17 protein-coding genes are annotated in these 22663 nt (G+C 40.1%); 6 read left to right on the plus strand and 11 right to left on the minus strand.

Features of this window, described 5'->3' with window-relative positions; genetic code table 11:
- Nucleotides 1-59: 59 nt before the first annotated feature.
- The 3 genes from trxB to can all read right to left on the minus strand — a co-directional run bounded on the left by trxB (nt 60) and on the right by can (nt 2773).
- Entirely contained in the window at nt 60-1013 is a 954-nt protein-coding gene (trxB, locus tag CKV69_RS02710) for a thioredoxin-disulfide reductase (protein ID WP_014325992.1), read from the minus strand.
- Nucleotides 1014-1094: 81 nt separating this feature from the next.
- Nucleotides 1095-1952 carry a co-chaperone YbbN gene (locus tag CKV69_RS02715; protein ID WP_014325993.1) on the minus strand — a complete coding sequence of 286 codons (858 nt, stop codon included), beginning with the start codon at nt 1950-1952 and terminating at the stop codon, nt 1095-1097.
- A 131-nt stretch (nt 1953-2083) separates the two neighbouring features.
- Nucleotides 2084-2773 carry a carbonate dehydratase gene (gene can / locus CKV69_RS02720; protein WP_005722074.1) on the minus strand — a complete coding sequence of 230 codons (690 nt, stop codon included), beginning with the start codon at nt 2771-2773 and terminating at the stop codon, nt 2084-2086.
- 165 nt (nt 2774-2938) lie between these two features.
- Between can and CKV69_RS02725 the strand changes: the two genes are divergently transcribed.
- Nucleotides 2939-5167 carry a TonB-dependent hemoglobin/transferrin/lactoferrin family receptor gene (locus tag CKV69_RS02725; RefSeq protein ID WP_014325994.1) on the plus strand — a complete coding sequence of 743 codons (2229 nt, stop codon included), beginning with the start codon at nt 2939-2941 and terminating at the stop codon, nt 5165-5167.
- A 38-nt stretch (nt 5168-5205) separates the two neighbouring features.
- On the opposite strand, the gene trpA is transcribed toward CKV69_RS02725, so the two are convergent.
- The 5 genes from trpA to trpD form a co-directional block, all read right to left on the minus strand.
- A complete protein-coding gene (gene trpA / locus CKV69_RS02730; RefSeq protein ID WP_005756488.1) occupies nt 5206-6012 on the minus strand; it encodes a tryptophan synthase subunit alpha in 807 nt (268 codons plus the stop codon).
- The gene (gene trpB, locus CKV69_RS02735; RefSeq protein ID WP_014325995.1) at nt 5999-7207 is read right to left on the minus strand and encodes a tryptophan synthase subunit beta; all 1209 of its coding nucleotides are present in this window, start codon (nt 7205-7207) and stop codon (nt 5999-6001) included. The genes trpA and trpB overlap by 14 nt, the downstream gene beginning before the upstream one ends.
- A 201-nt stretch (nt 7208-7408) precedes the next feature.
- The gene (locus CKV69_RS02740) at nt 7409-8167 is read right to left on the minus strand and encodes an SDR family oxidoreductase (RefSeq protein WP_014325996.1); all 759 of its coding nucleotides are present in this window, start codon (nt 8165-8167) and stop codon (nt 7409-7411) included.
- A gap of 35 nt (nt 8168-8202) precedes the next feature.
- On the minus strand, nt 8203-9612 hold the full coding sequence (gene trpCF / locus CKV69_RS02745) for a bifunctional indole-3-glycerol-phosphate synthase TrpC/phosphoribosylanthranilate isomerase TrpF (protein ID WP_014325997.1): 1410 nt from the start codon (nt 9610-9612) through the stop codon (nt 8203-8205).
- A gap of 36 nt (nt 9613-9648) precedes the next feature.
- Nucleotides 9649-10650, minus strand: a complete 1002-nt coding sequence (gene trpD, locus CKV69_RS02750) for an anthranilate phosphoribosyltransferase (protein ID WP_005722087.1) — start codon at nt 10648-10650, stop codon at nt 9649-9651.
- Between the two features lie 167 nt (nt 10651-10817).
- Here trpD and CKV69_RS02755 point away from each other — a divergent pair, with 167 nt between their 5' ends.
- Nucleotides 10818-11702 carry an AEC family transporter gene (locus tag CKV69_RS02755; protein WP_014325998.1) on the plus strand — a complete coding sequence of 295 codons (885 nt, stop codon included), beginning with the start codon at nt 10818-10820 and terminating at the stop codon, nt 11700-11702.
- 16 nt (nt 11703-11718) lie between these two features.
- On the opposite strand, the gene CKV69_RS02760 is transcribed toward CKV69_RS02755, so the two are convergent.
- Nucleotides 11719-12306, minus strand: a complete 588-nt coding sequence (locus CKV69_RS02760; RefSeq protein WP_014325999.1) for an aminodeoxychorismate/anthranilate synthase component II — start codon at nt 12304-12306, stop codon at nt 11719-11721.
- Nucleotides 12307-12316: 10 nt separating this feature from the next.
- Nucleotides 12317-13867, minus strand: a complete 1551-nt coding sequence (locus CKV69_RS02765) for an anthranilate synthase component 1 (protein WP_014326000.1) — start codon at nt 13865-13867, stop codon at nt 12317-12319.
- Nucleotides 13868-14113: 246 nt separating this feature from the next.
- On the opposite strand from CKV69_RS02765, the gene sohB reads away from it, so the two are divergent.
- Entirely contained in the window at nt 14114-15175 is a 1062-nt protein-coding gene (gene sohB, locus CKV69_RS02770; protein ID WP_005753986.1) for a protease SohB, read from the plus strand.
- Nucleotides 15176-15415: 240 nt separating this feature from the next.
- On the plus strand, nt 15416-16234 hold the full coding sequence (locus CKV69_RS02775; RefSeq protein WP_005726415.1) for an OmpA family protein: 819 nt from the start codon (nt 15416-15418) through the stop codon (nt 16232-16234).
- A 53-nt stretch (nt 16235-16287) separates the two neighbouring features.
- Here CKV69_RS02775 and CKV69_RS02780 read toward each other — a convergent pair whose 3' ends face one another.
- On the minus strand, nt 16288-17154 hold the full coding sequence (locus CKV69_RS02780) for a fructosamine kinase family protein (protein WP_014326001.1): 867 nt from the start codon (nt 17152-17154) through the stop codon (nt 16288-16290).
- Between the two features lie 254 nt (nt 17155-17408).
- Between CKV69_RS02780 and putP the strand changes: the two genes are divergently transcribed.
- The gene (gene putP, locus CKV69_RS02785) at nt 17409-18911 is read left to right on the plus strand and encodes a sodium/proline symporter PutP (protein WP_005751445.1); all 1503 of its coding nucleotides are present in this window, start codon (nt 17409-17411) and stop codon (nt 18909-18911) included.
- 72 nt (nt 18912-18983) lie between these two features.
- Entirely contained in the window at nt 18984-22580 is a 3597-nt protein-coding gene (putA, locus tag CKV69_RS02790) for a bifunctional proline dehydrogenase/L-glutamate gamma-semialdehyde dehydrogenase PutA (RefSeq protein ID WP_014326002.1), read from the plus strand.
- Nucleotides 22581-22663 lie beyond the last annotated feature (83 nt).

The raw sequence follows: 22663 nt of genomic DNA on the forward strand, positions 1-22663 counted from the left end.
CGAAAAAAAATTATTCGCCCAAAGGCGAGATTGGACGAATAATATAAAACAATAAAATGTTATTTTTGGGCATCCAAATAGCGTTCTGCGTCAAGTGCAGCCATGCAACCGGTACCCGCTGAGGTAATCGCTTGGCGGTAGTTATGATCCATCACATCACCCGCAGCAAAGACCCCGTCCACTGAAGTCGCAGTGGCATTACCTTCTAAGCCTGACTTGACCACAATATAACCATTGTTTAATTCAAGTTGATCTGCAAAAATATCCGTATTTGGTGCATGACCAATCGCAATAAAGACACCGTCTAGGCTGAGTTCTTCTGTGGCTTCAGATTGTGTATCTTTCAAGCGAACACCCGTCACGCCCATATTATCACCCAATACTTCATCTAAAGTGCGGTTAGTATGGAGGATAATTTTGCCTTCTTCGACTTTTTTCATTAAACGGTCAATTAGAATTTTTTCACTGCGGAAACTGTCACGGCGGTGTACTAAATGCACTTCTGAAGCAATATTAGCGAGATAGAGTGCTTCTTCTACTGCGGTATTACCGCCACCGACGACTGCCACTGGTTTATTGCGATAGAAAAAGCCATCACAAGTTGCACACGCAGACACACCACGACCTTTATACGCTTCTTCAGAAGGCAAACCTAAATAACGCGCAGATGCCCCTGTCGCGATAATTAAGGCATCACAACTGAAGGTATGGACATCACCGTATAATTTGAATGGGCGAGAGGAAAGATCCACTTTATTGATATGGTCAAAGATAATTTCCGTGTCAAATTTTTCAGCATGTTGTAACATGCGTTGCATTAATTCTGGTCCTGTTGTTTCACCAAAATCCCCTGGCCAATTTTCAATTTCAGTTGTGGTTGTTAATTGTCCACCTTGTTGTAAACCCGTCACTAAAACCGGTTTGAGGTTAGCACGTGCCGCATAAATGGCTGCGGTATAACCGGCAGGTCCCGATCCTAAAATTAAAAGTTGGCTGTGTTTCATTGCATTCATATTGTTATCCTTTACTATCACGAAAATTCTGTTTGTATTATAGACCGTTCAGAGAGGGCAATCTATCACTAATCTTGCCTATTAATATAATAGAGAATAGAGTAAACGACGGTATTTATTGCTAACGGGATCATTTTGTCCGATCGCCGTTAACATGGCTAAAAATTGTTGTTTGATTTCTCCGTTCTCCGCATTGAGATCGCGCTTTAAAAAGTCAAATAGAAGGCTTAGTGCTTCTTCATTGCGATTGGCTTGGTGTAATTGTAAAGCAAGTTTCAAAGCAATTTGAGGAGAGGGATTTTTCGCAAACTCACTCTGCAAGTGCTGAATCTCAGGGGTATCTGCCGCTTGAATCAGTAATTCAATTTGGGCTTGTAATCCTTGCCAACGGTTATCACGATCTTGTAATGGGATTTGATTTAAAATGTCTTGCGCTGGCTCGACTTTCTTCATCGCAATATAGGTTTCAGCATAAAGTAAGGCTATATCACTGTTTTTTTTCGCTGACAGTTCCCAAGCTTCTTTGAGGAGAGGAAGGGCTTGTTCAAAGTTTTCTGCTTCAAGCCATTCAAGCGCTTGCATAAATTTTATTTCGTCTTCTTTCGGTAGAATCAGTGCTAAGCGTTGTTGTAAGGCTTGCTCATCTAAAATACCAGGAAAAGCATCTAGCGCTTGTGCTTCTTTAAATAAATAGGTAGTTGGTAAGGTTTGAATACGGAATTGTGCCGCAACCATTTGTTCTGTTTCACAATTGACTTTCGCAAGGATAAATTGCCCTTGATATTGTTCCGCGTAACGTTCTAACAATGCCATAAACGCCACAGAAGGTTGATGACTTGGTGCGTAAAACGTTAAGACCAACGGGATTTGTTGTGATTGTTGTAAAATTTCAGTGAGGTTTTGTGCATTCACTTCAACGAGATGGGGAGACGTTAACATTCATCTTTTCCTATCATAAAGCGTTTCATCATGGCTAGCATTCTAGCAAAAATTAGTTGAGGAAAATAGCGGTCTTGTTTTGCTTAAAAAACAACCCACCCCGTAGGGCACGGCTGTTTCTTTTTGAGAAATTACGCTTCTTCATCTTGATCTTTTTTCAAGATCTCATCTTCATTGAGTTTTAAAAGACGGGCAATCGCATTGCGGTAGGAGATTTCAAGGCTTTCTCGACTAGTAGCAATGACACCTTGATCGATTAAGAAACCGTCATTGACATCATAAACCCAACCATGTAATGAGAGTTTTTTCCCATTTTTCCACGCGGATTTAATGATTGACGAGCGACCTAAGTTATAAACTTGCTCTGCGACGTTAATTTTCGTCAGCATATCAGCCCGTTTTTCAGGCGGTAAATTGCCAAGTAAATGACTATGCTTATACCAAATATCGCGTAAGTGGAGTAACCAGTTATTAATTAAACCTAAATCTTGATCCGCCATTGCGGCTTTAATTCCACCACAGTTTGTATGTCCACAAATAATAATGTGTTCAATATTTAAGACCTCAACGGCATATTGCACAACAGATAAACAGTTTAAATCGGTGTGAATGACTTGATTTGCAACATTACGATGCACAAACAGCTCACCCGGTCCTAAATTTGTTAATTTTTCTGCAGGAACACGGCTATCCGAGCAACCAATCCAAAGATAGCTCGGGGTTTGATGATCAGCCAATTCTTTAAAGTAAGAGGAGTTTTCCTCTTTCATCCGTAACGCCCAGCTATAATTATTGGCAAAAAGTTGTTCAATTTTTTTCATTAGAGTGATTCCTATACCGCAAAAATAAGGGGGCTAGTATAGCTTAGAAATAGACAGTGGGTAAAGAAAGGCAAAAAATTGTATAGGATAACTTGTTTTTTATTGCCATTTATTTAGAATTAGAATCTTTAATAATAAAAATAATTATCATTAAGGTTAATAGTTATGGATAAAAATTTAATGAAGGGATGTGTATTCTTATCAATAGTCGGTTGCGGTATCCAAATAGGGCTAGCATCAAATCCAAATCCTCCAGATGTGGATGAGTTATTACCTATTATTGTGAATGCTGATGAAGATAATAAATTACCAGGTCGTTCTGTATTAAAACAGAAAAATATCGATCAACAACAAGCAGATAATGCCGCTGACTTAATAAATATTTTACCTGGGGTAAATATGGCGGGAGGATTTCGCCCTGGTGGTCAAACATTAAATATTAATGGAATGGGTGATGCTGAAGATGTTAGAGTTCAACTAGACGGCGCAACAAAAAGTTTCGAAAAATATCAACAAGGCTCTATTTTTATTGAACCTGAGTTATTAAGAAAGGTGACAGTAGACAAAGGAAATTATTCTCCTCAATATGGCAATGGTGGCTTTGCTGGTACTGTAAAATTTGAAACAAAAGATGCAACTGATTTTTTGAAAGAAAATCAGAAAATAGGTGGATTATTTAAATATGGAAATAATAGCAATAATAACCAAAAAACTTATAGTACAGCCCTAGTTTTACAGAATGAACAAAAAAATATTGATTTGTTATTATTTGGTTCTGTAAGAAATGCAAGCAATTATACAAGACCTGATAAAAGTAAAATTCTTTTTTCAAAAAACAATCAAAAAAGTGGATTAATAAAAGTAAATTGGCAAATTACTCCTGAACATTTATTAACTTTATCCAGTGTTTATGGCATTCATAAAGGGTGGGAACCTTGGGCAGCAAAAAGAGATGTGATGTCGAGACCAACAGAAACAGAAATAAAACACTATGGGATTGATGTTGCGTGGAAACGTAAACTTGTTTATCGAGATCAAAAAGATGAAAGTTATTCATTGAAATATCGCTATTTACCTGAAAATAATAAGTGGATTAATTTGTCTGTTCAGCTGAGTTATAGTAAAACAGAGCAGAATGATACTCGCCATGAGAAAGTCACTTCTTCATTCCTAGGTACATTAGGAAATAAAAGTTGGATAACTTATTCAGATCTTACTTTTGATATAAGTAACACAAGTACTCTAAATATTGGGCGTGCTGAGCATGAACTACTATTTGGTTTACAGTGGTTAAAAAATAAAAGAAATACCCTTATGTATCATAAAGGGGGAGTCAAGAAGGCAGACTATAATTATGGCTATTTTCAGCCTTATTATATGCCTTCTGGACGCCAGTATACACAAGCATTTTATTTACAAGATCAAATAAAATGGCAGAATTTCCTCTTTACAGGAGGGATAAGATATGACCATATCAATAATATAGGGCAGAAAAATTTAGCGCCACGATATAATGATATCTCTGCAGGACATGATTATAGCCAGAAAAATTATAATGGTTGGTCTTATTATTTAGGTCTTAAGTATGATGTAAATCATTATTTAAGTTTATTTACGAATTTTAGTAAAACTTGGCGAGCCCCTGTTATTGATGAACAGTATGAGACACAATATAGTCAAGCTTCTGTATCTGCGACTTCTTTAAATTTAGAAAAAGAAATGATTAATCAAACCAGAGTGGGTGGAATTATTACTCTCAATCATCTATTTCAGGAAAATGATGCTTTTCAATTTAGAACTACTTATTTTTACAATCGCGGCAAGAATGAAATCTTCAAAACGAGAGGGGTTAACTGCGTAGAAAATGCTTTAGATGTTGATAATAGTGTTTGTCCTAAAATTATTAGTAATTACCGTAATTTACCTGGTTATGTTATTCAAGGAGCGGAATTAGAAGCTTATTATCAATCATCGTATTTATTTGGTGGACTGACATACTCTTATGTAAAAGGAAAACGCGATACTTCACCAAGAAATCCATGGAGTAAAACATCTACATGGATCGCAGAAACACCACCTAGAAAAGCAACCGCTACTTTAGGTTTTAATATTCCGGAATATTATTTTACGGCAGGTTGGCGTGCTGAGTTTGTGAGAAAGCAAGATAGATCACCACTATCTAATGATTCTAAAGCATCATATTGGGCATTACCTTCTTCAAAAGGATATAGCCTACATAGTGTATTCTTCTCTTGGAGTCCTACAAAGATTAAAGGAATGAATTTCAAAGTTACTGTTGATAATTTATTTAACCGACCCTATTATCCTTACTTAGGAGAATTAGCTTCAGGAACAGGTAGGAATGTCAAATTTAGCCTGACTCAGCAATTTTAAAATATAGCCCGATTGAATCCAAATCGGGCTATATTTTTTTATGTGGTCGCTTGTTTCATTTTTTGCGTAAACTGCGCTAGTTCAGCTAAGCAGGCTTGTGGGTCATGGCGATATTTTTCAATAATTTGAACGGTAGCAGAACCCGAAATGGCACCATTGACGCCCATTTTTAACACATCGCTAACTTGCTGTGGTTGCGAAATACCAAAGCCTTGCAAAATAGGGGGAGCTTGATAGGCTTTGAGGCGCTCGACGAGTGTTTTTAAGTTGCCAGCAGATTGTTGATTTTCTACTCCTGTTACACCTGAACGAGAAACTAAATAGGTGTAACCTTGTGTTTGTTGAGCGACACGTTTGATCGTGTCTTCACAGGCATTAGGCGGACAGATAAAAACCTGCTGAATGCTATATTTTTCAGCCATAACCGTAAACTCTCGATGGGCGAATAATGGTAAATCCGCAATTAATACCGCATCCACGCCCACTTCAGCACAACGTTGATAAAAACGTTCAATGCCTTGTGCATAAACCAGATTGGCACAAAGCAGTAAACTTATTGGTAGTGTCGGATAAGTTGATCGTACTTGTGTTAATAACTGAAAACTGGCATCTGTGCTACAACCTGCGGCTAACGCACGTTGGTTAGCGGCTTGAATCACTGGACCATCTAACATCGGATCAGAAAAAGGAAAGCCTAATTCTAAGGCGTCTGCACCATTTTCCACTAAGGTTTGAATAATCTCAAATGACTGTGCCAGATTAGGATCGCATAGCGTGACAAAAGGGACAAATGCACCTTGTTGTTTTTGTTGTAATTGTGAAAAGAGGGTATCAAAACGGCGCATGTGAAACTCCTTTTTGCGATAAAATGCGATCTACGGTGAAAATATCTTTATCACCTCGTCCAGATAAATTGACCACCAAGAGTTGTTCTTTTTCAGGCTGGCGCTGAATCAGTTTTAAGGCATAAGCGAGGGCATGAGCACTTTCTAATGCGGGAATAATGCCTTCATGGCGTGCTAAGGCTTGGAAGGCGGATAAGGCTTCATCATCGGTAATGGATTCATATTGGGCACGCCCAATCGCTTGTAAATGTGCGTGCTGTGGACCAACGGAAGGAAAATCAAGTCCTGCTGAAATCGAATACGATTCTTCAATTTGTCCATCTGGTGTTTGCATTAATGGCGCTTTCATACCAAAGTAGATTCCTGTTGTGCCATGACCTAGCGGAGCGCCATGTTGTCCAGTGGCAATTCCTTTGCCCGCTGGTTCAACACCAATTAAACGTACGCTGGTTTCCTCGATAAAGTCATTGAACATACCAATGGCATTTGAACCCCCACCAACCGCAGCAATGATTGCATCAGGTAAACGCCCTTCGCGTGCTAGAATTTGTTGCTTGGTTTCTTCACCAATGATTTTTTGGAACTCACGCACGATAGTAGGAAAGGGATGAGGACCTGCTGCCGTGCCGAGTAAATAATGGGTGTGTTCATAGTTTTCTGCCCAATCACGCATGGCTTCACAGCAGGCGTCTTTTAATGAGGCTGAGCCTTTCGTTACCGCAGTCACATTCGCCCCCATTAAACGCATACGAAATACATTCGGCGATTGACGTTCAACATCTTTTGCGCCCATGTAGATTTGGCATGGCATGCCGAGCATGGCACAAGCGAGAGCTGTTGCTACGCCATGTTGTCCCGCCCCCGTTTCCGCAATAATACGGGTTTTCCCCATCCGTTTCGCTAATAAGATTTGCCCTAATACTTGATTGGTTTTATGTGCACCGCCATGCAATAAATCTTCACGCTTCAGGTACAGTTTGGTTTTACTGCCTTGAGTGAGATTGCGACAGCGAGTCAGCGCAGTTGGGCGACCTGCATAGTTCTTCAATAAATCGAGGAAGGTTTCTTTAAATGTGGGATCTCGTTGTGCCTCAACAAAGGCTTTTTCGAGATTTTTCAACACCGGCATCAGAATTTCGGGAACATACATTCCTCCAAATTCGCCGAAATAGGGATTAAGTAAGGTTTCTGACATGGTTATTCCTTTAAACAATATAATGATAAATCGTTGTGATGGATAAAATTGAAACTATTTCACTTTTAAATATTGCACTATTAAACTAGTTCAGAATACAAAAAGCAAGTGTTTTATGAAAAATAACGAAAACGTGGTGAAAAAAGAGAAAAAAGGTGCCAATGACTTCGCACCTTAGCATGATGAAAGGAATTGCAGGAATTATTTCGTTTGTTTGACGACATTGAGTGGCGCGCTACTTTGCGCTGTTGGCATCACTTCAATGCGGTTAATGTTGACGTGTTCAGGCTGTTGATTTGCCCACAAGACAATATTGGCAATATCTTCAGGAGTAACAAACTGCACATCTTCATATAATTTTGCGGCGCGTTGATCATCGCCTTTGAATCGCACATTGGAAAACTCCGTCCCTCCGCATAATCCCGGTTCAATATTGGTCACACGAATGGCGGTGCCTGCGAGATCGGCACGTAAGTTTAAGCTAAATTGTTTGATAAAGGCTTTGCTTGCGCCATAAACATTGCCACCCGGATATGGGTAAGTCCCTGCAATCGATCCTAAATTAATAATATGTCCTTGATTGCGACTGACCATTTGCGGTAGCAGTAGGCGAGTGACGGTGACTAATCCTGTGATGTTGGTGTTGATCATTTGTATCCAGTCATCTAATTCAGCTTTATCAGCACGATCAAGCCCTAATGCTAACCCCGCATTATTGACTAAAAGATCTACTGCTTGCCAGGTTTGAGGCAGGTTGTTAATCGCTTTTTCTGTGGCGTGGCGATCGCAGAGATCAAAGGCAAGTGGCAAAAAATCGGCACCAAATTCTTGCTGTAATGCGGCTAAACGTTCAGCACGTCGCCCTGTGCCAATCACGTTGTAATTATGCTGAATTAATGTACGACAAATCGCGGTGCCAAATCCGGCAGTGGCACCGGTCACTAATGCAATTTTTTTCATTTTTACCTCAGGTATAAGTTATCACGCTGTTTAACTTAGCGGAGTTGAGCAAAAGCTGCAACGACTTTTTGGTGTGATTTTACACCAGGATAAGTTTCAAGCCCTGAATTTAAATCCAGTCCTAAACAGCCTTGAGCGAGCGCCAGAGGGATATTTTCTGGTGTAATACCACCAGCTAACATACTTTTTGGTTTTAAGTGATGAGGGATCAATTGCCAATCAAATGTTTTCCCCGTTCCGCCACGTTGTTGATGCGTTTTACTGTCAAAAATATAACGATCAATATTTTCATTTTCTACGATTTGACACGGACTGGTGCCGCTACTCTCAATGCAAATGGCGCGCCAAATTTCACAATTCACTGGCAATTCATCGCGTAATTGGCGAATGAATTCGTGGCTTTCGTTGCCATGTAATTGGACGGCGTGGAGTCTTAATTGAGTTGCAAGGTGACAGATAAACGCTATGGATTGATCTTGAAATACCCCAACAAAGCGCAATGGGGCTTGTGTGACTAATTCTTGGGCTTGACGTAAGCTAATACAACGTTTTGAGTGTGTCACAAAAATCAGTCCACCGTAAAGTGCACCTTGCTGGTAAACCGCTCTTACATCTTGTGGACGGGTGAGCCCACAAACTTTATGTTCCCCAAAAAGAAGTGAGCGTACCGCATGATTTAAATCTGCGTGTTGCATTAAACTACTGCCAATTAAAAAACCGTCGGCAACATGGCGTAAGTCTCGAATTTGTTGGTGTTGATAGATACCAGATTCACTGATAATTTTGGTTCTAGGAGGAATCTGATCGGCATAGTGTTGAGTGATCTGGGCAACACGTTGTATGTCTACACTGAGATCATGTAAATTCCGATTATTGACACCAATCACTTTCGCTTTTAACGCTAATGCGCGCGCAAATTCTGCCTCATTACTGGTTTCAGTTAAAACGCCCATCCCTAATTGGTGTGCTAATGTGGCTAATTGTGTATAGCGTTCATCATTAAGAACGGAAAGCATCAATAAAATGGCATCAGCTTGTGCGTATCGTGCTAAATATACTTGGTATTCGGATAAGATAAAATCTTTACATAAAATCGGTTGTGTCACGCGTTGGCGTACTTGAGCAATATCAGCAAAATGCCCTTGAAAATATTTTTCATCGGTTAAGACGGAAATGACCGTAGCATAGTGTTGATAAACCTCGGCAATCTCGGTTAAATCGAACGCTGCACGAATTAAGCCTTTTGAGGGAGAGGCTTTTTTACATTCTAAGATATATGAAGGGCGTTGTTTTGAGCCTTGTTGCATCGCTTGATAAAAGTCACGATCACTACGTTCTAGCTGATCTTGAAAGCTTGCTAAAGGCAATTGTGCTTGTTTTTCTGCAATCCAAGTGGTTTTATCTTGAATGATTTTTTGCAGAATAGAGGGAAGCGCTTGTGTCATTGTTAGGTTCTCTTAATAATAAGTCATCAAAACGAATTAATATTGGGTAAGTTGTTGTAAAGTCTCAAATGGTTTGCCTGTGGCGATAATATCCATAATCGCTTGTGCATTTTGTTTGAGGTTTGGATAGCCAAATAAGCTCATCAACATGGCACTATTCATTGCCACTGCTTGTTGGTGTGCCAATTTACCTTTGCCTTGTAAAAGTGCGGTCAGAATTTGGGCATTTTCGCTAGGCTTTCCGCCACGTAATGTCTCAAGTGGCTGTGGCTGAAAACCAAAATCTTGTGGGGTAAGTGTATAACGTTCAATTTGTCCTGCTTTGATTTCAGCGACTTCGGTCACACCATGTAGTGCAATTTCATCTAAGCCTGAGCCATGTACCACTACGCTATGCTCATGTCCCAAACGGGCAACCGTTTCTGCATAAGGTTGAATTAAATCAGATGAATACACACCAAGTAACTGCCGTTTGGGTTTGGCTGGATTGATCAAGGGACCTAAGATATTAAAAATAGTGCGTGTTTTAAGTGCTTGGCGGACAGGAATCGCATGTTGAAACCCCAGATGATATTGTGGGGCAAAAAGAAAACATAAGCCAATTTCATCCAACGCTTGTCTGGCTTTGTGAGCTGATATATGGACATTCACCCCTAAGGCAGTTAACAGATCACTGGCGCCCGTTTGACTCGAAACACTACGATTACCATGTTTTGCGACTTTTAGTCCATAACTGGCCGCTACAATTGCTGAAGCTGTAGAAATATTAATGGTATTGGCGCCATCTCCTCCCGTGCCGACAATATCAGCAAAAGGGTAGTCTGGAATGGGAAAGGATTCGGCATCAGCTTGTAATGCGGTGACGGCACCACTGATTTCTTCAGGGGTTTCACCGCGCAGTTTAAGGGCAATTAATGCAGCACTGAGTTGTGAGTTATCCAATTGTCCACGTACGATAGCGGTGAAAAGAAATTCGGTTTGTTGTTGGTTTAACGCTTTTTTTTCAAAGAGTTGGTGAAGTAACTGCTCGGTTTGCATGTTTTTTCCTTTTAAATCTATTTTTATTTTGTAATTTAAAACTATTAAACTAGTACAAAATGATAATGTCAAGGGGGAAATTTTGCATCCAATAGAAAAATACGGTATATCTTGATCAAAATAGTATAAAAACAACGCAGACAAGGATGATTGCAGGAGGAAAACAAATGTCACTTAGTATTTTATCGCCTTTGCTTTATCTGTTCATTGGCATGTTTTTGGCGCGTTTTCCTCTTAATATTAAAGGAAAAATCTCTATTTTTTTGACTAAATGTGTGATCCCAGCTGTCATTGTGTATAACATCGCCACCTATAAAAAAGGCTTCTTAGTTATTATGTTGGGAACCATGTTAATGCTCTTGATATTATTTCTGATTAGCCGTGTTTATCAAGAGAATCCCGTTAAACGCCTTTGTTTCTTTTATTTAAATATTGCTTGGTTCGGCTTACCTATTGGTAATGCTATTTGGGGCAGCGAAGCGGCGATGATTTTGATTAGTGTCTATATTGGGAGTTCACTGTTTTGCAATTCTGCTTGTGTTAGTTTGATGTCAAGCGGTACGACATGGAAAAAGCAACTAAGTCAACTCGCGACATCACCGCCCGTGCTGGCTTTAATGCTCGGTATTGTCGCTATGCCTGTGGGTGAATGGATAGAGCGTCAATGTGTTTTCCTATATGAAAGTTTAAAATTTACTATGACCTTTTTAGGGATGATGCTGTTGGGAATGTGGTTAGCAAGTACAAAACTCAAGCAAGCTGATTTTAAAGAAGCCATGGTCTTGTTTGTGTTTAGAATGCTCACGATTGCGTTATTGGTTTCGGTTTTTCTTCATCTCGCAGACTTTTATGAATTTGAGCTCATTATTCAAAATAAGCCTGTCTTTTATTTATTGAGTTTTCTGCCACCTGCCGCGAATTTGATTATTTTAGAAACCTATTATTTAAACACAGGCACATCGGCTAGCCGAATTGCCTGTGGAACTATTATCAGTCTGATAGCAATCAGTATTTATGTGACAGGGTTACTTATCTTTTCATCACCCACCTAAGTGTGTTCGAAGGTGTTCAGATTTCATGCGCCAACAGCCATTCAATAGACTGCGCTAATAACTGTGAACCTTGCACTGTTAAGATGCTTTCTGGATGAAATTGAAAACTACAAATCGGCAAATGTTTATGTCGAATAGCCATGATAATGTTATGGTAGGTTGCGTTCACAATAAATTCGTCAGATAAATCAACGCCCATTAAGGAGTGGTATCGTGCGACGGGCATTGGATTTGGTAAGTGTGCAAACATCATTTGCTGATCGTGTGTAATGTTTGACACTTTGCCATGTAAGACTTCGCCTGCATGGATTACTTTACCACCAAATGCTTCAACAATCGCTTGATGACCTAAACAAATGCCAATCATTCTAACCTTTTGTTTTAAACGCTGAATCAGGGGTAACATATTACCCGCTTGTTGCGGTGTACTCGGACCAGGTGAAAGCGCTAGAATCGTATTGGGGTGGGCAAGTGTAACCTGTTCTAATACATCGAGATCACAATCATTACGATAGATGTGGACTTGATGTCCTAAACAACGCAACTGATCCACTAAGTTATAGGTAAAGGAGTCAAAATTATCTAAAAATACAATCTTTGCCATACTGCTGTCCTTATGCTTGACGAGGTGTTTGGTGAGTTTGAACAATCGCGTTAATCACGGCTTGTGCTTTGTGTCGTGTTTCATCGGCTTCTTTTTGCGGATCTGAATCGAGCACTTCGCCACAACCGGCTTGGATGTAGGCAATACCTTGTTGCACAAAGGCAGAACGTATCACAATACACGTGTCTAAATCGCCATTCGAAGCGAGATACCCTACCGCACCGCCATAACTATGTCGTTTTTGTTGTTCAACTTGATAGAGCAGTTGCATTGCTTTAATTTTTGGGGCACCAGTGAGTGTCCCCATGTTCATGCAAGCTTGATAGGCATGTAACGCATCTAATTCAGGTCGTAATTTGCCCACCACGCGAGAAACTAAGTGCATAATGTGAGAATAGCGATCTACCTGCATTAAATCCGCCACTTGGCGTGTCCCGGTTTCACAAACCCGTGCAATATCATTACGGGCTAAATCCACTAACATCAAATGTTCTGCGAGTTCTTTTTGATCTAAACGTAATTCCAGTTCTAAGCGAGCGTCCAATTCTGGATCAATCTGACCATTGGGATAAAAACCGCGCGGGCGTGAACCCGCAATCGGATAAATCTCGAGCTGACGGGTTTGCTGTGTATATTTCAATGCACTTTCTGGTGAGGCGCCAAAGAGAGTAAAGTCTTCATCTTGCATAAAGAACATATAAGGGCTCGGATTCGTGTGTTTCAGCTGTCGGTAACTTGCCAATGTATTTGGACAGGCTAACGAAAAGCGACGGGAAGGCACAATTTGAAATACATCACCTTGATAAAGATGTTGTTTTAATACCTGAATAATTTGTTTAAATTGCACGTCATCAAGGTTCGTTGTCAGCGTAGTGTCCGCCGAAACACAATGTAAGTGCGGTTCAATATTTGCAAATTTTTGTATTATCTGATCAGCTTGTTGCTGTAGCGCTGTTTGATATTGTGGCGCAAAACAGAAACTGTGTAGCTGAGCTTGTTGTAATTGATGATCGAGTGTTAATTGATGTTCCGCTAAGTAGAAACAATAGTCAGGGCAATCGAGCCCATCCTCTTGTAATTGAATGTTATCCATAGGGATAAATTGGGTCACTAAATCATAAGCAAATAAGCCGCCTAACAGAACGGGGACCTCACTATGTTGATAAAGTGAGAGCAGGGCACGTAGCGCATCAAAACAAGTTGAAGCATGTAATTTGTTGTCTTCATCAAGGTTTTTGTCAAGTTTTGGAAAGATAACTGAGAATTGACTCTCTGTGACTGCACTAATTTCATAGTGACATTGTAACTTCTCCATAAGTGTATGCAAAACAGCGACGCCATTTTGTGTTTTAGCGCAGAAGGTCACACGTAATCCATGACAGGTAATTTTTAGTGCGGGTTGTATAACTAAGAGGCTTTTTAAACTGTTTTTACTGTGAATTTCAGCAGATTCGAGTAACAGCGTGTTGGTTTTATCCTGACAGAGTGCCGCAAAAACATGTGTTGGATCGGCGTAATAAGGTAATGATTGAGTTAAGGTATGAATAAAAGCGAATGACATAGTATATGTGTGTCCTTTTTTTGTAATTTTGAACTATTAAACTAGTTTATTATTTTTGTGTCAAGATGGAACATGATAAAAAATGGAATAAATAAAAACTTAGCACCGTGAAAATTGAGCTGTTTTATACCAAATTGAAACTCGTTAGAAAGGCGTGAATAAAATATTAGCGCTCAGAGGAGAGTAAGTTGCACTTTCACTTAAATTCGTTATGATTAACCATCATTTATTTTAAGGAGAAAAAACATGTGGTCTGATATTGCAACAGGATATGGGCTTTTTATTTTAGAAATCTTAACAATTTTATTGGTCATTGCAGGCATCGCTTTTATGATTGTGACATTAAAGCAACATAAAGCCAAAAGTACGGGCGAACTTGTGGTGGTGGATTTATCAGAGGAATACCAAGAAAACAGCAAAAGATTACGTGAGTTTAGTTTATCAGAAGAAACACGTAAGCAATTAGAGAAAACACAAAAAAAAGCAGATAAAGAAAAAGCGAAACGTGAAAAAGAAAAGCGTAAAAAAGGTGAGGACATCGCAGACGAGCATAAACCGCGCCTTTATGTCTTACAGTTTAAAGGCGATATTGCGGCTTCAGCGACGAGCGCATTACGTGAAGAAGTGAGTACCATTATTGGAGTTGCCAAGCCAGAAGATGAGGTTTTAGTACGCTTAGAAAGTCCCGGTGGAATGGTACATGGTTATGGGTTAGCGGCGTCGCAGTTGCTACGTTTAAAACAACATGGCATTAAATTAACGGTTGCGGTAGATAAAGTAGCAGCCAGTGGGGGATATATGATGGCTTGCGTGGCGGATACTATTGTTGCCGCGCCATTTGCGATTTTGGGATCAGTCGGTGTGGTTGCACAAATTCCTAACATTCATCGTTTGTTAAAAAAACATGATGTGGATGTCGATGTGATGACGGCGGGTGAATATAAACGCACGATGACTGTGTTAGGCGAAAATACAGAAAAAGGAAAACAGAAATTCCAGCAAGAATTAGAAGAAACCCATCAATTATTCAAACAATTTGTGACCCAAAACCGTCCGCAAGTCAATATTGAGGAAATTGCCACAGGGGAACACTGGTTTGGTCAACAAGCGTTAGGATTGCATTTAGTGGATGCAATTTCAACAAGTGATGATTTAATTCTAAACGCGATCAAAGAAAATAAAACCGTTTTATCCGTGAAATATCATGTAAAACAATCGTTCCTTCAAAAAGTCGGTAAACAGGCAGAAGAAAGTACAGATGCCTTTTTATTACGTTGGCTGAGACGAAATAACAGTACATTACTTTAGCTGAAGCATCTTTACAGTAGTTGACTAAAAGTTTCGAAATATTAAGTATTTGTTGATTTACTTTATGAACAATAGGGCTTACTATATTGAGCTGAATTTTAAGCAATTTTGGATATCACCAGTTGTTTAACGAAAAGTGAAGATAGACGAATTGTTTTTTATTGAGAGTCACTCTCTTCTGTTTTGTTGTTATTTTAGGGATGACGAATTTTAATAATAAAAGGGAACTAAGGTAAATATATGAAATTATCTCGCGTTTTATTAACAGTTGTTGCTGCGACGACATTGGCTGCCTGCGGTAATTTAAGTAAAGTTACTCCAGAAGGTACATCTGACAATTTAGTGTGGCCAAAAATTGATGAATCGGTCTTTAATCATGATGGTAGCCAATTTGGTTCTTGGCCAAACTGGGATAACGTACGCATGGTTGAGCGTGGTATGAATAAAGACCAACTTTATAATTTGTTAGGTCGTCCACACTTCTCTGAAGGCTTATACGGTGTGCGTGAATGGGACTATGTGTTTAACTATCGTGAGAATGGTGTACATAAAGTATGTCAATATAAAGTCTTATTTGACAAAAATATGAATGCACAAAGTTTCTTCTGGTATCCAAATGGCTGTAACGGTAGCTCTGCATTTAGTTTAAGTGGTGATTTCTTATTTGACTTCAATAAAGATTCATTAACAGCAAAAGGTAAAGAAGTTGTTGACAGCGTTGCAACACAATTAAAAGCCTCTGATGCAAAAGAAGTGAAAGTCGCAGGCTTTACTGACCGTTTAGGTTCAGAAGCGTATAACTTAAAACTTTCTCAACGTCGTGCAGATCGTGTTAAAGCGCGTTTAATTGAGCAAGGTGTTGCCGCAAATATCCATGCTGTAGGCTATGGTAAAGCACAACAAGTGAAAGCTTGTGATGATGTACAAGGTGCAGCATTAAGAGATTGTTTACGTCCTAACCGTCGTGTTGAAATTACCGCTTCTGGTACTGTGTTGAAACAAGGTTCACAAGGTATGGAAGCAGGGACAACAGGACCAGCACCACTTTATAGAAAATAATTTTTCTCAATGAAATAGAAGGGCGCTTTAACAGCGCCCTTTGAATTTTTGATTTATCTTGACAGAATATCGTGAATAAATTTTTTGGTTAACTCGACATAATGTTTATTAAAGCGATGACTAAAGTTAAGTAAATAATAGAGTTGATAAATGGCTTTACGCTCAGGATATCCTTCATCAATAGGATAAGTGCGGTCATAACTTTCATAGAATTGGCGTGGGAAAGGTTCAAAGAGCTCACTGAATGCCAAATCACATTCCCGGTCTCCCCAATAACAAGCTGGATCATAAGTAAAAATTTCTTGTTTCACCGTCGCACAGTTTTCAATCCATAAATTGCCATGTAATAACGCAGGTTGAGGCTTATGTTTCGCCAGTAATTCAGCAATTTTCTTCACTAACACCTCAATATCGCCAAACACTAAGTTTTTCTCACGGCAGATCTGCAATTGCCAGCCAATGCGTTGTTCGCTAAAAAAGGTGGCCCAATTTTCTTTCCAACCATTTGGTTGATATTCTGGTCCAAGCCAAGTGTCAAAATCCAATCCATAATTATCTGCGCCTTTTATAAGGTGCAGTTTTGCGAGTTGTTCACCAAATTTGCCCATGGCGTCAACCGGATTGGTTTTATCTAATGGCAGTGCTTCCAGTAGTAAGAAACTGTGTGTATGTGAACAGCCCACAGTGTAAACGTTAGGCACATTAATGGTATTGGTTTTGGCGAGAAGGAGGAGTTGATCGGCTTCTGCACGGAACATGGAACGGAAGGTTTTATCATTCACTTTGAGAAAAACAGGTTGGATACCATCATCAATAATCCATGCTTCATGCATCTCACCTGTATGGATTTTTTCTTTGTGTTTAATGGAATAGTAAGCCCCAAATTGATCCGCTAAGACTTGAGAAACATGTTTCCACATGGCATCCTCCTATGGTTGAGCACAGTCAGTTCTAGTGTAAAAGATTAGGAAAAAATTACTGTGATTGATGTCAAACTTCTTTTATTTTTAATTTAAAATTAAATGGGGTTATTAAAGGAAAAATAACGTTTTACTTCATATGCAGTTAAAGTGTGATCTATGTTGAAAAAATAGAAAACAGTTGTTGAACATTTGTTAATGTTATGTAATTTTTGCCAAGTTTATTTCCCCTCCCTCTCTTTAGGAGCCGATCTATGTTTGGATATAATGCCACCATCATTACATTTACCATTTATATTTTAGGTATGATTTTAATCGGTTTTATCGCTTATCGTTATACCAATAATTTGTCTGATTATATTTTAGGAGGGCGTCGTCTTGGCAGCTTTGTGACGGGACTCTCTGCAGGGGCGTCAGATATGTCAGGCTGGTTATTAATGGGGCTTCCCGGCGCTGTTTATGCCGCAGGTCTGGTTGAAGGTTGGATTGCCATTGGTCTAACGATTGGTGCTTACCTTAACTGGTTATTTGTGGCAGGACGTTTACGTGTTTATACAGAATTTAATCAAAATGCTTTAACTTTGCCAGAATATTTCCAACACCGTTTTCACGATCAGAGCAAAATATTAAAAATTGTTTCCGCAACCATTATTTTATTCTTTTTTGCCATTTATTGTGCTTCTGGTGTGGTCGCTGGGGCTCGTTTATTTGAAAATCTGTTTGAAGTGCCTTATGCCACGGCGCTTTGGTATGGTGCCTTAGCGACAATCCTTTATACTTTTATTGGCGGTTTTTTAGCTGTCAGTTGGACCGATACCATTCAAGCGTCGTTAATGTTGTTTGCTTTATTCCTTACCCCTATTTTTGTGTTAATTCATCTTGGTGGTTTTGAAGCAACACATACCGTGATTGTCAATGCGGGTGTGGCTGCTCAACGGGATTTTACTGATTTATTCACAGGAACTAGCTTTATCGGCTTATTAAGCTTATCCGCTTGGGGCTTAGGTTATTTTGGTCAACCACACATTTTAGCGCGTTTTATGAGTGCAAAAGATGCGAAATCATTAGTGAATGCGCGCCGTATTAGTATTATGTGGATGATTATCTGCTTATTTGGTGCGGTTGGTATTGGGTTCTTTGGTCAAGCTTATTTCTTTGCAAATCCACAGGTGGCAGACACCGTGAACGCGAACCATGAACAAGTTTTTATTGAATTAGCGAAATTGTTATTTAATCCTTGGATTGCAGGGATTTTGTTATCAGCCATTTTAGCCGCGGTAATGAGTACTTTAAGTTGCCAGTTATTGATTTGTTCAAGTGCGATTACAGAAGACTTTTATAAAGGCATGATTCGCCCAAATGCTTCACAAAAAGAATTGGTGTGGTTAGGGCGTATTATGGTCTTAGTCATTGCACTACTGGCTATTTATCTTGCACAAGATCCAAACAGTAAAGTATTGGGACTTGTGTCTTATGCGTGGGCAGGTTTTGGTTGTGCCTTTGGTCCTGTGGTGATTTTCTCTTTATTCTGGAAACGCATGAACATGGCGGGCGCGATGGCAGGCATGCTGACTGGTGCGTTAGTGGTAGTGTTCTGGAATGATGTGGTACCACAGAGCGGTATTTATGAAATGATCCCAGGCTTTATTTTAGCTGCCGTGGCGATTGTCGTAGTGTCGTTAATTACGCCAGCACCAAGCCAACAAACTGTTTCTAATTTTGAACAAGCAGAGTTAGCTTATCAACAGCAAAAATAATCGGTAAAAGAGCGGTATCTTCGGGTGCCGCTTTTTCTATGTTTAATTTGATTATGTGAGTGAGAAAGAAAGATGACATACCAATTACTTCCCAAATTAACTTCATTACGAGAACCATTAAGCCAACATTATCGTATTGACGAAACCACGTTAGTGCAAAAACTTCTCTCCGATGCAGAAATTCCTTCCGATCTCCAAACCAAAATTCAACAGCTAGCCAGAAAATTGGTCGAAAATGTACGCAACGCTCGCCAAAATGCAAGTGGGGTAGATGCCTTAATGCATGAGTTTTCATTATCGAGTCAAGAAGGTGTCGCCTTAATGTGCTTAGCTGAAGCATTATTGCGTATTCCTGATAAAGCCACTGCAGATAAATTAATTCGCGATAAAATTTCAAAAGGGAACTGGCGTTCGCATATCGGACAGAGTCCGTCTATGTTTGTGAATGCCGCCGCTTGGGGTTTATTGATTACCGGTAAATTAGTTTCGACACACAGTGAACAACAGCTTTCATCCAGTTTAACCAAATTGATTGCGAAAGGCGGAGAACCATTGATTCGTAAAGGTGTGGAAGTGGCAATGCGCTTATTAGGTAAACAATTTGTCACTGGGGAAACGATCGAACAAGCGATTAAAAACGGTGAAAAACGTTTCCAACAAGGTTTTCGTTATAGCTATGATATGTTGGGCGAAGCTGCCTTAACGGAAGAAGATGCCGCACGTTATTATCAAGACTATGTGGATTCCATTCATGCGGTGGGGCAACGTTCTTCTGGGCTTGGCGTTTATGCCGCCTCGGGTGTCTCGATCAAACTCTCTGCTATTCATCCTCGTTACAGCCTATCACAACACCAACGTGTGATAGACGAACTGTATCCCAAGGTCAAACAACTCTTTTTATTAGCGAAACAATATGACATTGGTCTGAATATTGATGCTGAAGAAGCGGACAGATTAGATATTTCTTTGGATTTGGTTGATCGTTTATTAGCTGATCCTGATTTAGCACATTTTAACGGTATCGGTTTGGTGGTACAGGCATACCAAAAACGTTGTACTTTTGTCATTGACTATTTAATTGAACAAGCCCGCAAACATCAACATAAAATTATGGTCCGTTTAGTGAAAGGGGCTTATTGGGACAGCGAAATTAAACGTGCGCAAACCGATGGTACCGAAGGTTACCCTGTCTTTACGCGTAAAGTGCATACAGACGTGTCTTACATTGCTTGTGCGAAAAAATTATTAGCGGCACAAGATGTGATTTATCCACAATTTGCCACCCATAACGCGCAATCTTTGGCGACGGTCTATCATTTAGCACAAGGTAAACAATTTGAATTCCAATGCTTACACGGCATGGGCGAAACCTTATATGATCAAGTGGTGGGAAAACACAATTTGAATGTGCAATGCCGTATTTATGCGCCTGTCGGTTCATATAAAACCTTATTAGCCTATTTAGTGCGCCGCTTATTAGAAAATGGGGCAAATAGCTCGTTTGTGAATCACATTGTCGATGACTCAATCCCCGTTGAAGCCTTAATCCTTGATCCAGTGCAAAAAGCGAAAGAAACCGAAGGGACAATGCACCCTAAAACACCACTGCCTCGCGATCTCTTTGCTGGAAAGCGTGTAAATTCTAAAGGTTACGATTTAACCGATGCGTTGCAATTACAACAGTTACAAAATGCATTAACTGAACTGAGTCAAAATGAATATGAAGCCTATCCTTTATTAGAAAATACCACTGCACCAACCGGTAAACCGCGTCTTGTATTTAACCCTGCAAAACGTGCAACGTTAGTTGGTAAAGTGATTGACGCCAGAGAAAAAGATGTCGAACAGGCATTTGAAAACGCGCTTCGTCATAAAGACAACTGGGCAAATACGCCGGTAGAACAAAGAGCGGTCATTTTAGAAAAAATGGCAGATTTAATGGAACAACACATGCCGCAGTTATTTGATTTAGCGGTACGTGAAGCCGGCAAAACCTTAAATAACGCCATTGCCGAAGTGCGTGAAGCAGTGGATTTTTGTCGCTATTATGCACAAGAAGCACGTAAGCTCGGCAATGAGAATCCGCCACGTGGTATTGTGGTGGCAATTAGCCCTTGGAATTTCCCTTTAGCCATTTTTATTGGCGAAGTTTGTTCTGCCTTAGTCACAGGTAATGTGGTGATTGCCAAACCAGCAGAACAAACCTCATTAATGGCGCATTTTGCGGTGAAATTGTTCCAACAAGCTGGCTTACCGATTGGCGTGCTGCAATGTTTATGTGGCTCAGGAAAAGTCATTGGTGAAAAACTCGTGTCTGATCCACGCGTGGACGGTGTAATTTTTACGGGGTCAACGGATACCGCAAAACGCATTAATCAAAATTTAGCAAAACACAACAAACTTATTCCATTGATTGCCGAAACAGGCGGACAAAATGCAATGATTGTGGACAGTTCAGCCTTAGCAGAACAAGTCGTTCTTGATGTACTCAATTCCGCGTTTGACTCAGCAGGGCAACGTTGTTCTGCATTACGTGTGCTTTATGTGCAACACGATGTCGCACCGCATATTTTAACTATGTTAAAAGGGGCGATGGCGGAGTTAAAAGTCGGCAATCCACAGCATTTAACCACCGATGTGGGACCCGTGATTGATGAAATGGCACAAAAACGCTTATTACAACATATTGAAACCATGCGAACAGTGGCAAAAGATTGCTATCAAGTGCCAGTTGAGCCAGAAATGCAACAACAGGGAATTTTTGTCCCACCGACTTTATTTGAACTCGAAAATCTTCATCATTTGAAACACGAAGTGTTCGGTCCCGTGTTACATGTGGTTCGTTTTCATGCTTCAGAATTTAATCAAGTTATTGCACAAATCAATTCTACCGGCTTTGGCTTAACCAGTGGCATACACAGTCGTATTGATGAAAGCATTAATCACTGGCTTGAACAGGTTCACGCGGGGAATCTGTACGTGAATCGTAATACTGTCGGTGCAGTCGTGGGGGTACAAGCCTTTGGTGGAAGAGGTTTATCTGGAACAGGACCGAAAGCGGGAGGACCGTTCTATTTGCAACGTTTAGTCCATGCAAAACATTGGGCATTAACGCCATTGCATTACAATACGCCGCGTGATTTATCTGATTTAGCGGCAAAAGTGCGGTCAATTTTCACTAAATCTGAACAAGCGCCTTTACTCTCGCTTATTGATCAAGTTGCGCAATGTTCGCCACTAAATACGACCTTTAGAATGCAAGGGATTACTGGGGAAGAGAATTATCTTACTTTTACACCACGTTCGTTGATTGCTATTGGGAATGGACCATTAGCACAACAAATGCAAGCGTTGATTGCCGTCGCCGCAGTGGGCGCAACTGCCGTAATCAGTAAATATTCTCAGCTTGCGGCTTATGAAAAACGCTTAGCGGATTATCTGTTTGTTGCTGAAGTGGAGGAATGCGAAGAAATCAGCCAGTTGATTGTTCTCGATCCGATAACGGCTAAGCAAAAAGCCCAATATGCCGACCGTCCAGGCGCGATCTTGACCTATGTGGAGCAGCTAGATTTAGCGTTGTCCTTGTTCCCATTACTGCATGAACAAGCGATCAGCATTAACACCACGGCAGCAGGAGGTAATGCAAGTTTAATGGCAGAAATGGATTAATCAAGACGGCTTTTATTGTGCAAAAAGTGGGTGCGATGCCCACTTTTTTATTGTATATATAGCTCACTGGTTGAAGATGAAAG

The sequence above is a fragment of the Pasteurella multocida genome (assembly GCF_900187275.1).
GTDB lineage: Bacteria > Pseudomonadota > Gammaproteobacteria > Enterobacterales > Pasteurellaceae > Pasteurella > Pasteurella multocida.

Excerpts from the sequence above, each read along its gene's own strand:
- trxB (WP_014325992.1), bottom strand. The coding sequence starts at position 1,013 with ATGAATGCAATGAAACACAGCCAACTTTTAATTTTAGGATCGGGACCT.
- CKV69_RS02715 (WP_014325993.1), bottom strand. The coding sequence starts at position 1,952 with ATGTTAACGTCTCCCCATCTCGTTGAAGTGAATGCACAAAACCTCACT.
- can (WP_005722074.1), bottom strand. The coding sequence starts at position 2,773 with ATGAAAAAAATTGAACAACTTTTTGCCAATAATTATAGCTGGGCGTTA.
- CKV69_RS02725 (WP_014325994.1), top strand. The coding sequence starts at position 2,939 with ATGGATAAAAATTTAATGAAGGGATGTGTATTCTTATCAATAGTCGGT.
- trpA (WP_005756488.1), bottom strand. The coding sequence starts at position 6,012 with ATGCGCCGTTTTGATACCCTCTTTTCACAATTACAACAAAAACAACAA.
- trpB (WP_014325995.1), bottom strand. The coding sequence starts at position 7,207 with ATGTCAGAAACCTTACTTAATCCCTATTTCGGCGAATTTGGAGGAATG.
- CKV69_RS02740 (WP_014325996.1), bottom strand. The coding sequence starts at position 8,167 with ATGAAAAAAATTGCATTAGTGACCGGTGCCACTGCCGGATTTGGCACC.
- trpCF (WP_014325997.1), bottom strand. The coding sequence starts at position 9,612 with ATGACACAAGCGCTTCCCTCTATTCTGCAAAAAATCATTCAAGATAAA.
- trpD (WP_005722087.1), bottom strand. The coding sequence starts at position 10,650 with ATGCAAACCGAGCAGTTACTTCACCAACTCTTTGAAAAAAAAGCGTTA.
- CKV69_RS02755 (WP_014325998.1), top strand. The coding sequence starts at position 10,818 with ATGTCACTTAGTATTTTATCGCCTTTGCTTTATCTGTTCATTGGCATG.
- CKV69_RS02760 (WP_014325999.1), bottom strand. The coding sequence starts at position 12,306 with ATGGCAAAGATTGTATTTTTAGATAATTTTGACTCCTTTACCTATAAC.
- CKV69_RS02765 (WP_014326000.1), bottom strand. The coding sequence starts at position 13,867 with ATGTCATTCGCTTTTATTCATACCTTAACTCAATCATTACCTTATTAC.
- sohB (WP_005753986.1), top strand. The coding sequence starts at position 14,114 with ATGTGGTCTGATATTGCAACAGGATATGGGCTTTTTATTTTAGAAATC.
- CKV69_RS02775 (WP_005726415.1), top strand. The coding sequence starts at position 15,416 with ATGAAATTATCTCGCGTTTTATTAACAGTTGTTGCTGCGACGACATTG.
- CKV69_RS02780 (WP_014326001.1), bottom strand. The coding sequence starts at position 17,154 with ATGTGGAAACATGTTTCTCAAGTCTTAGCGGATCAATTTGGGGCTTAC.
- putP (WP_005751445.1), top strand. The coding sequence starts at position 17,409 with ATGTTTGGATATAATGCCACCATCATTACATTTACCATTTATATTTTA.
- putA (WP_014326002.1), top strand. The coding sequence starts at position 18,984 with ATGACATACCAATTACTTCCCAAATTAACTTCATTACGAGAACCATTA.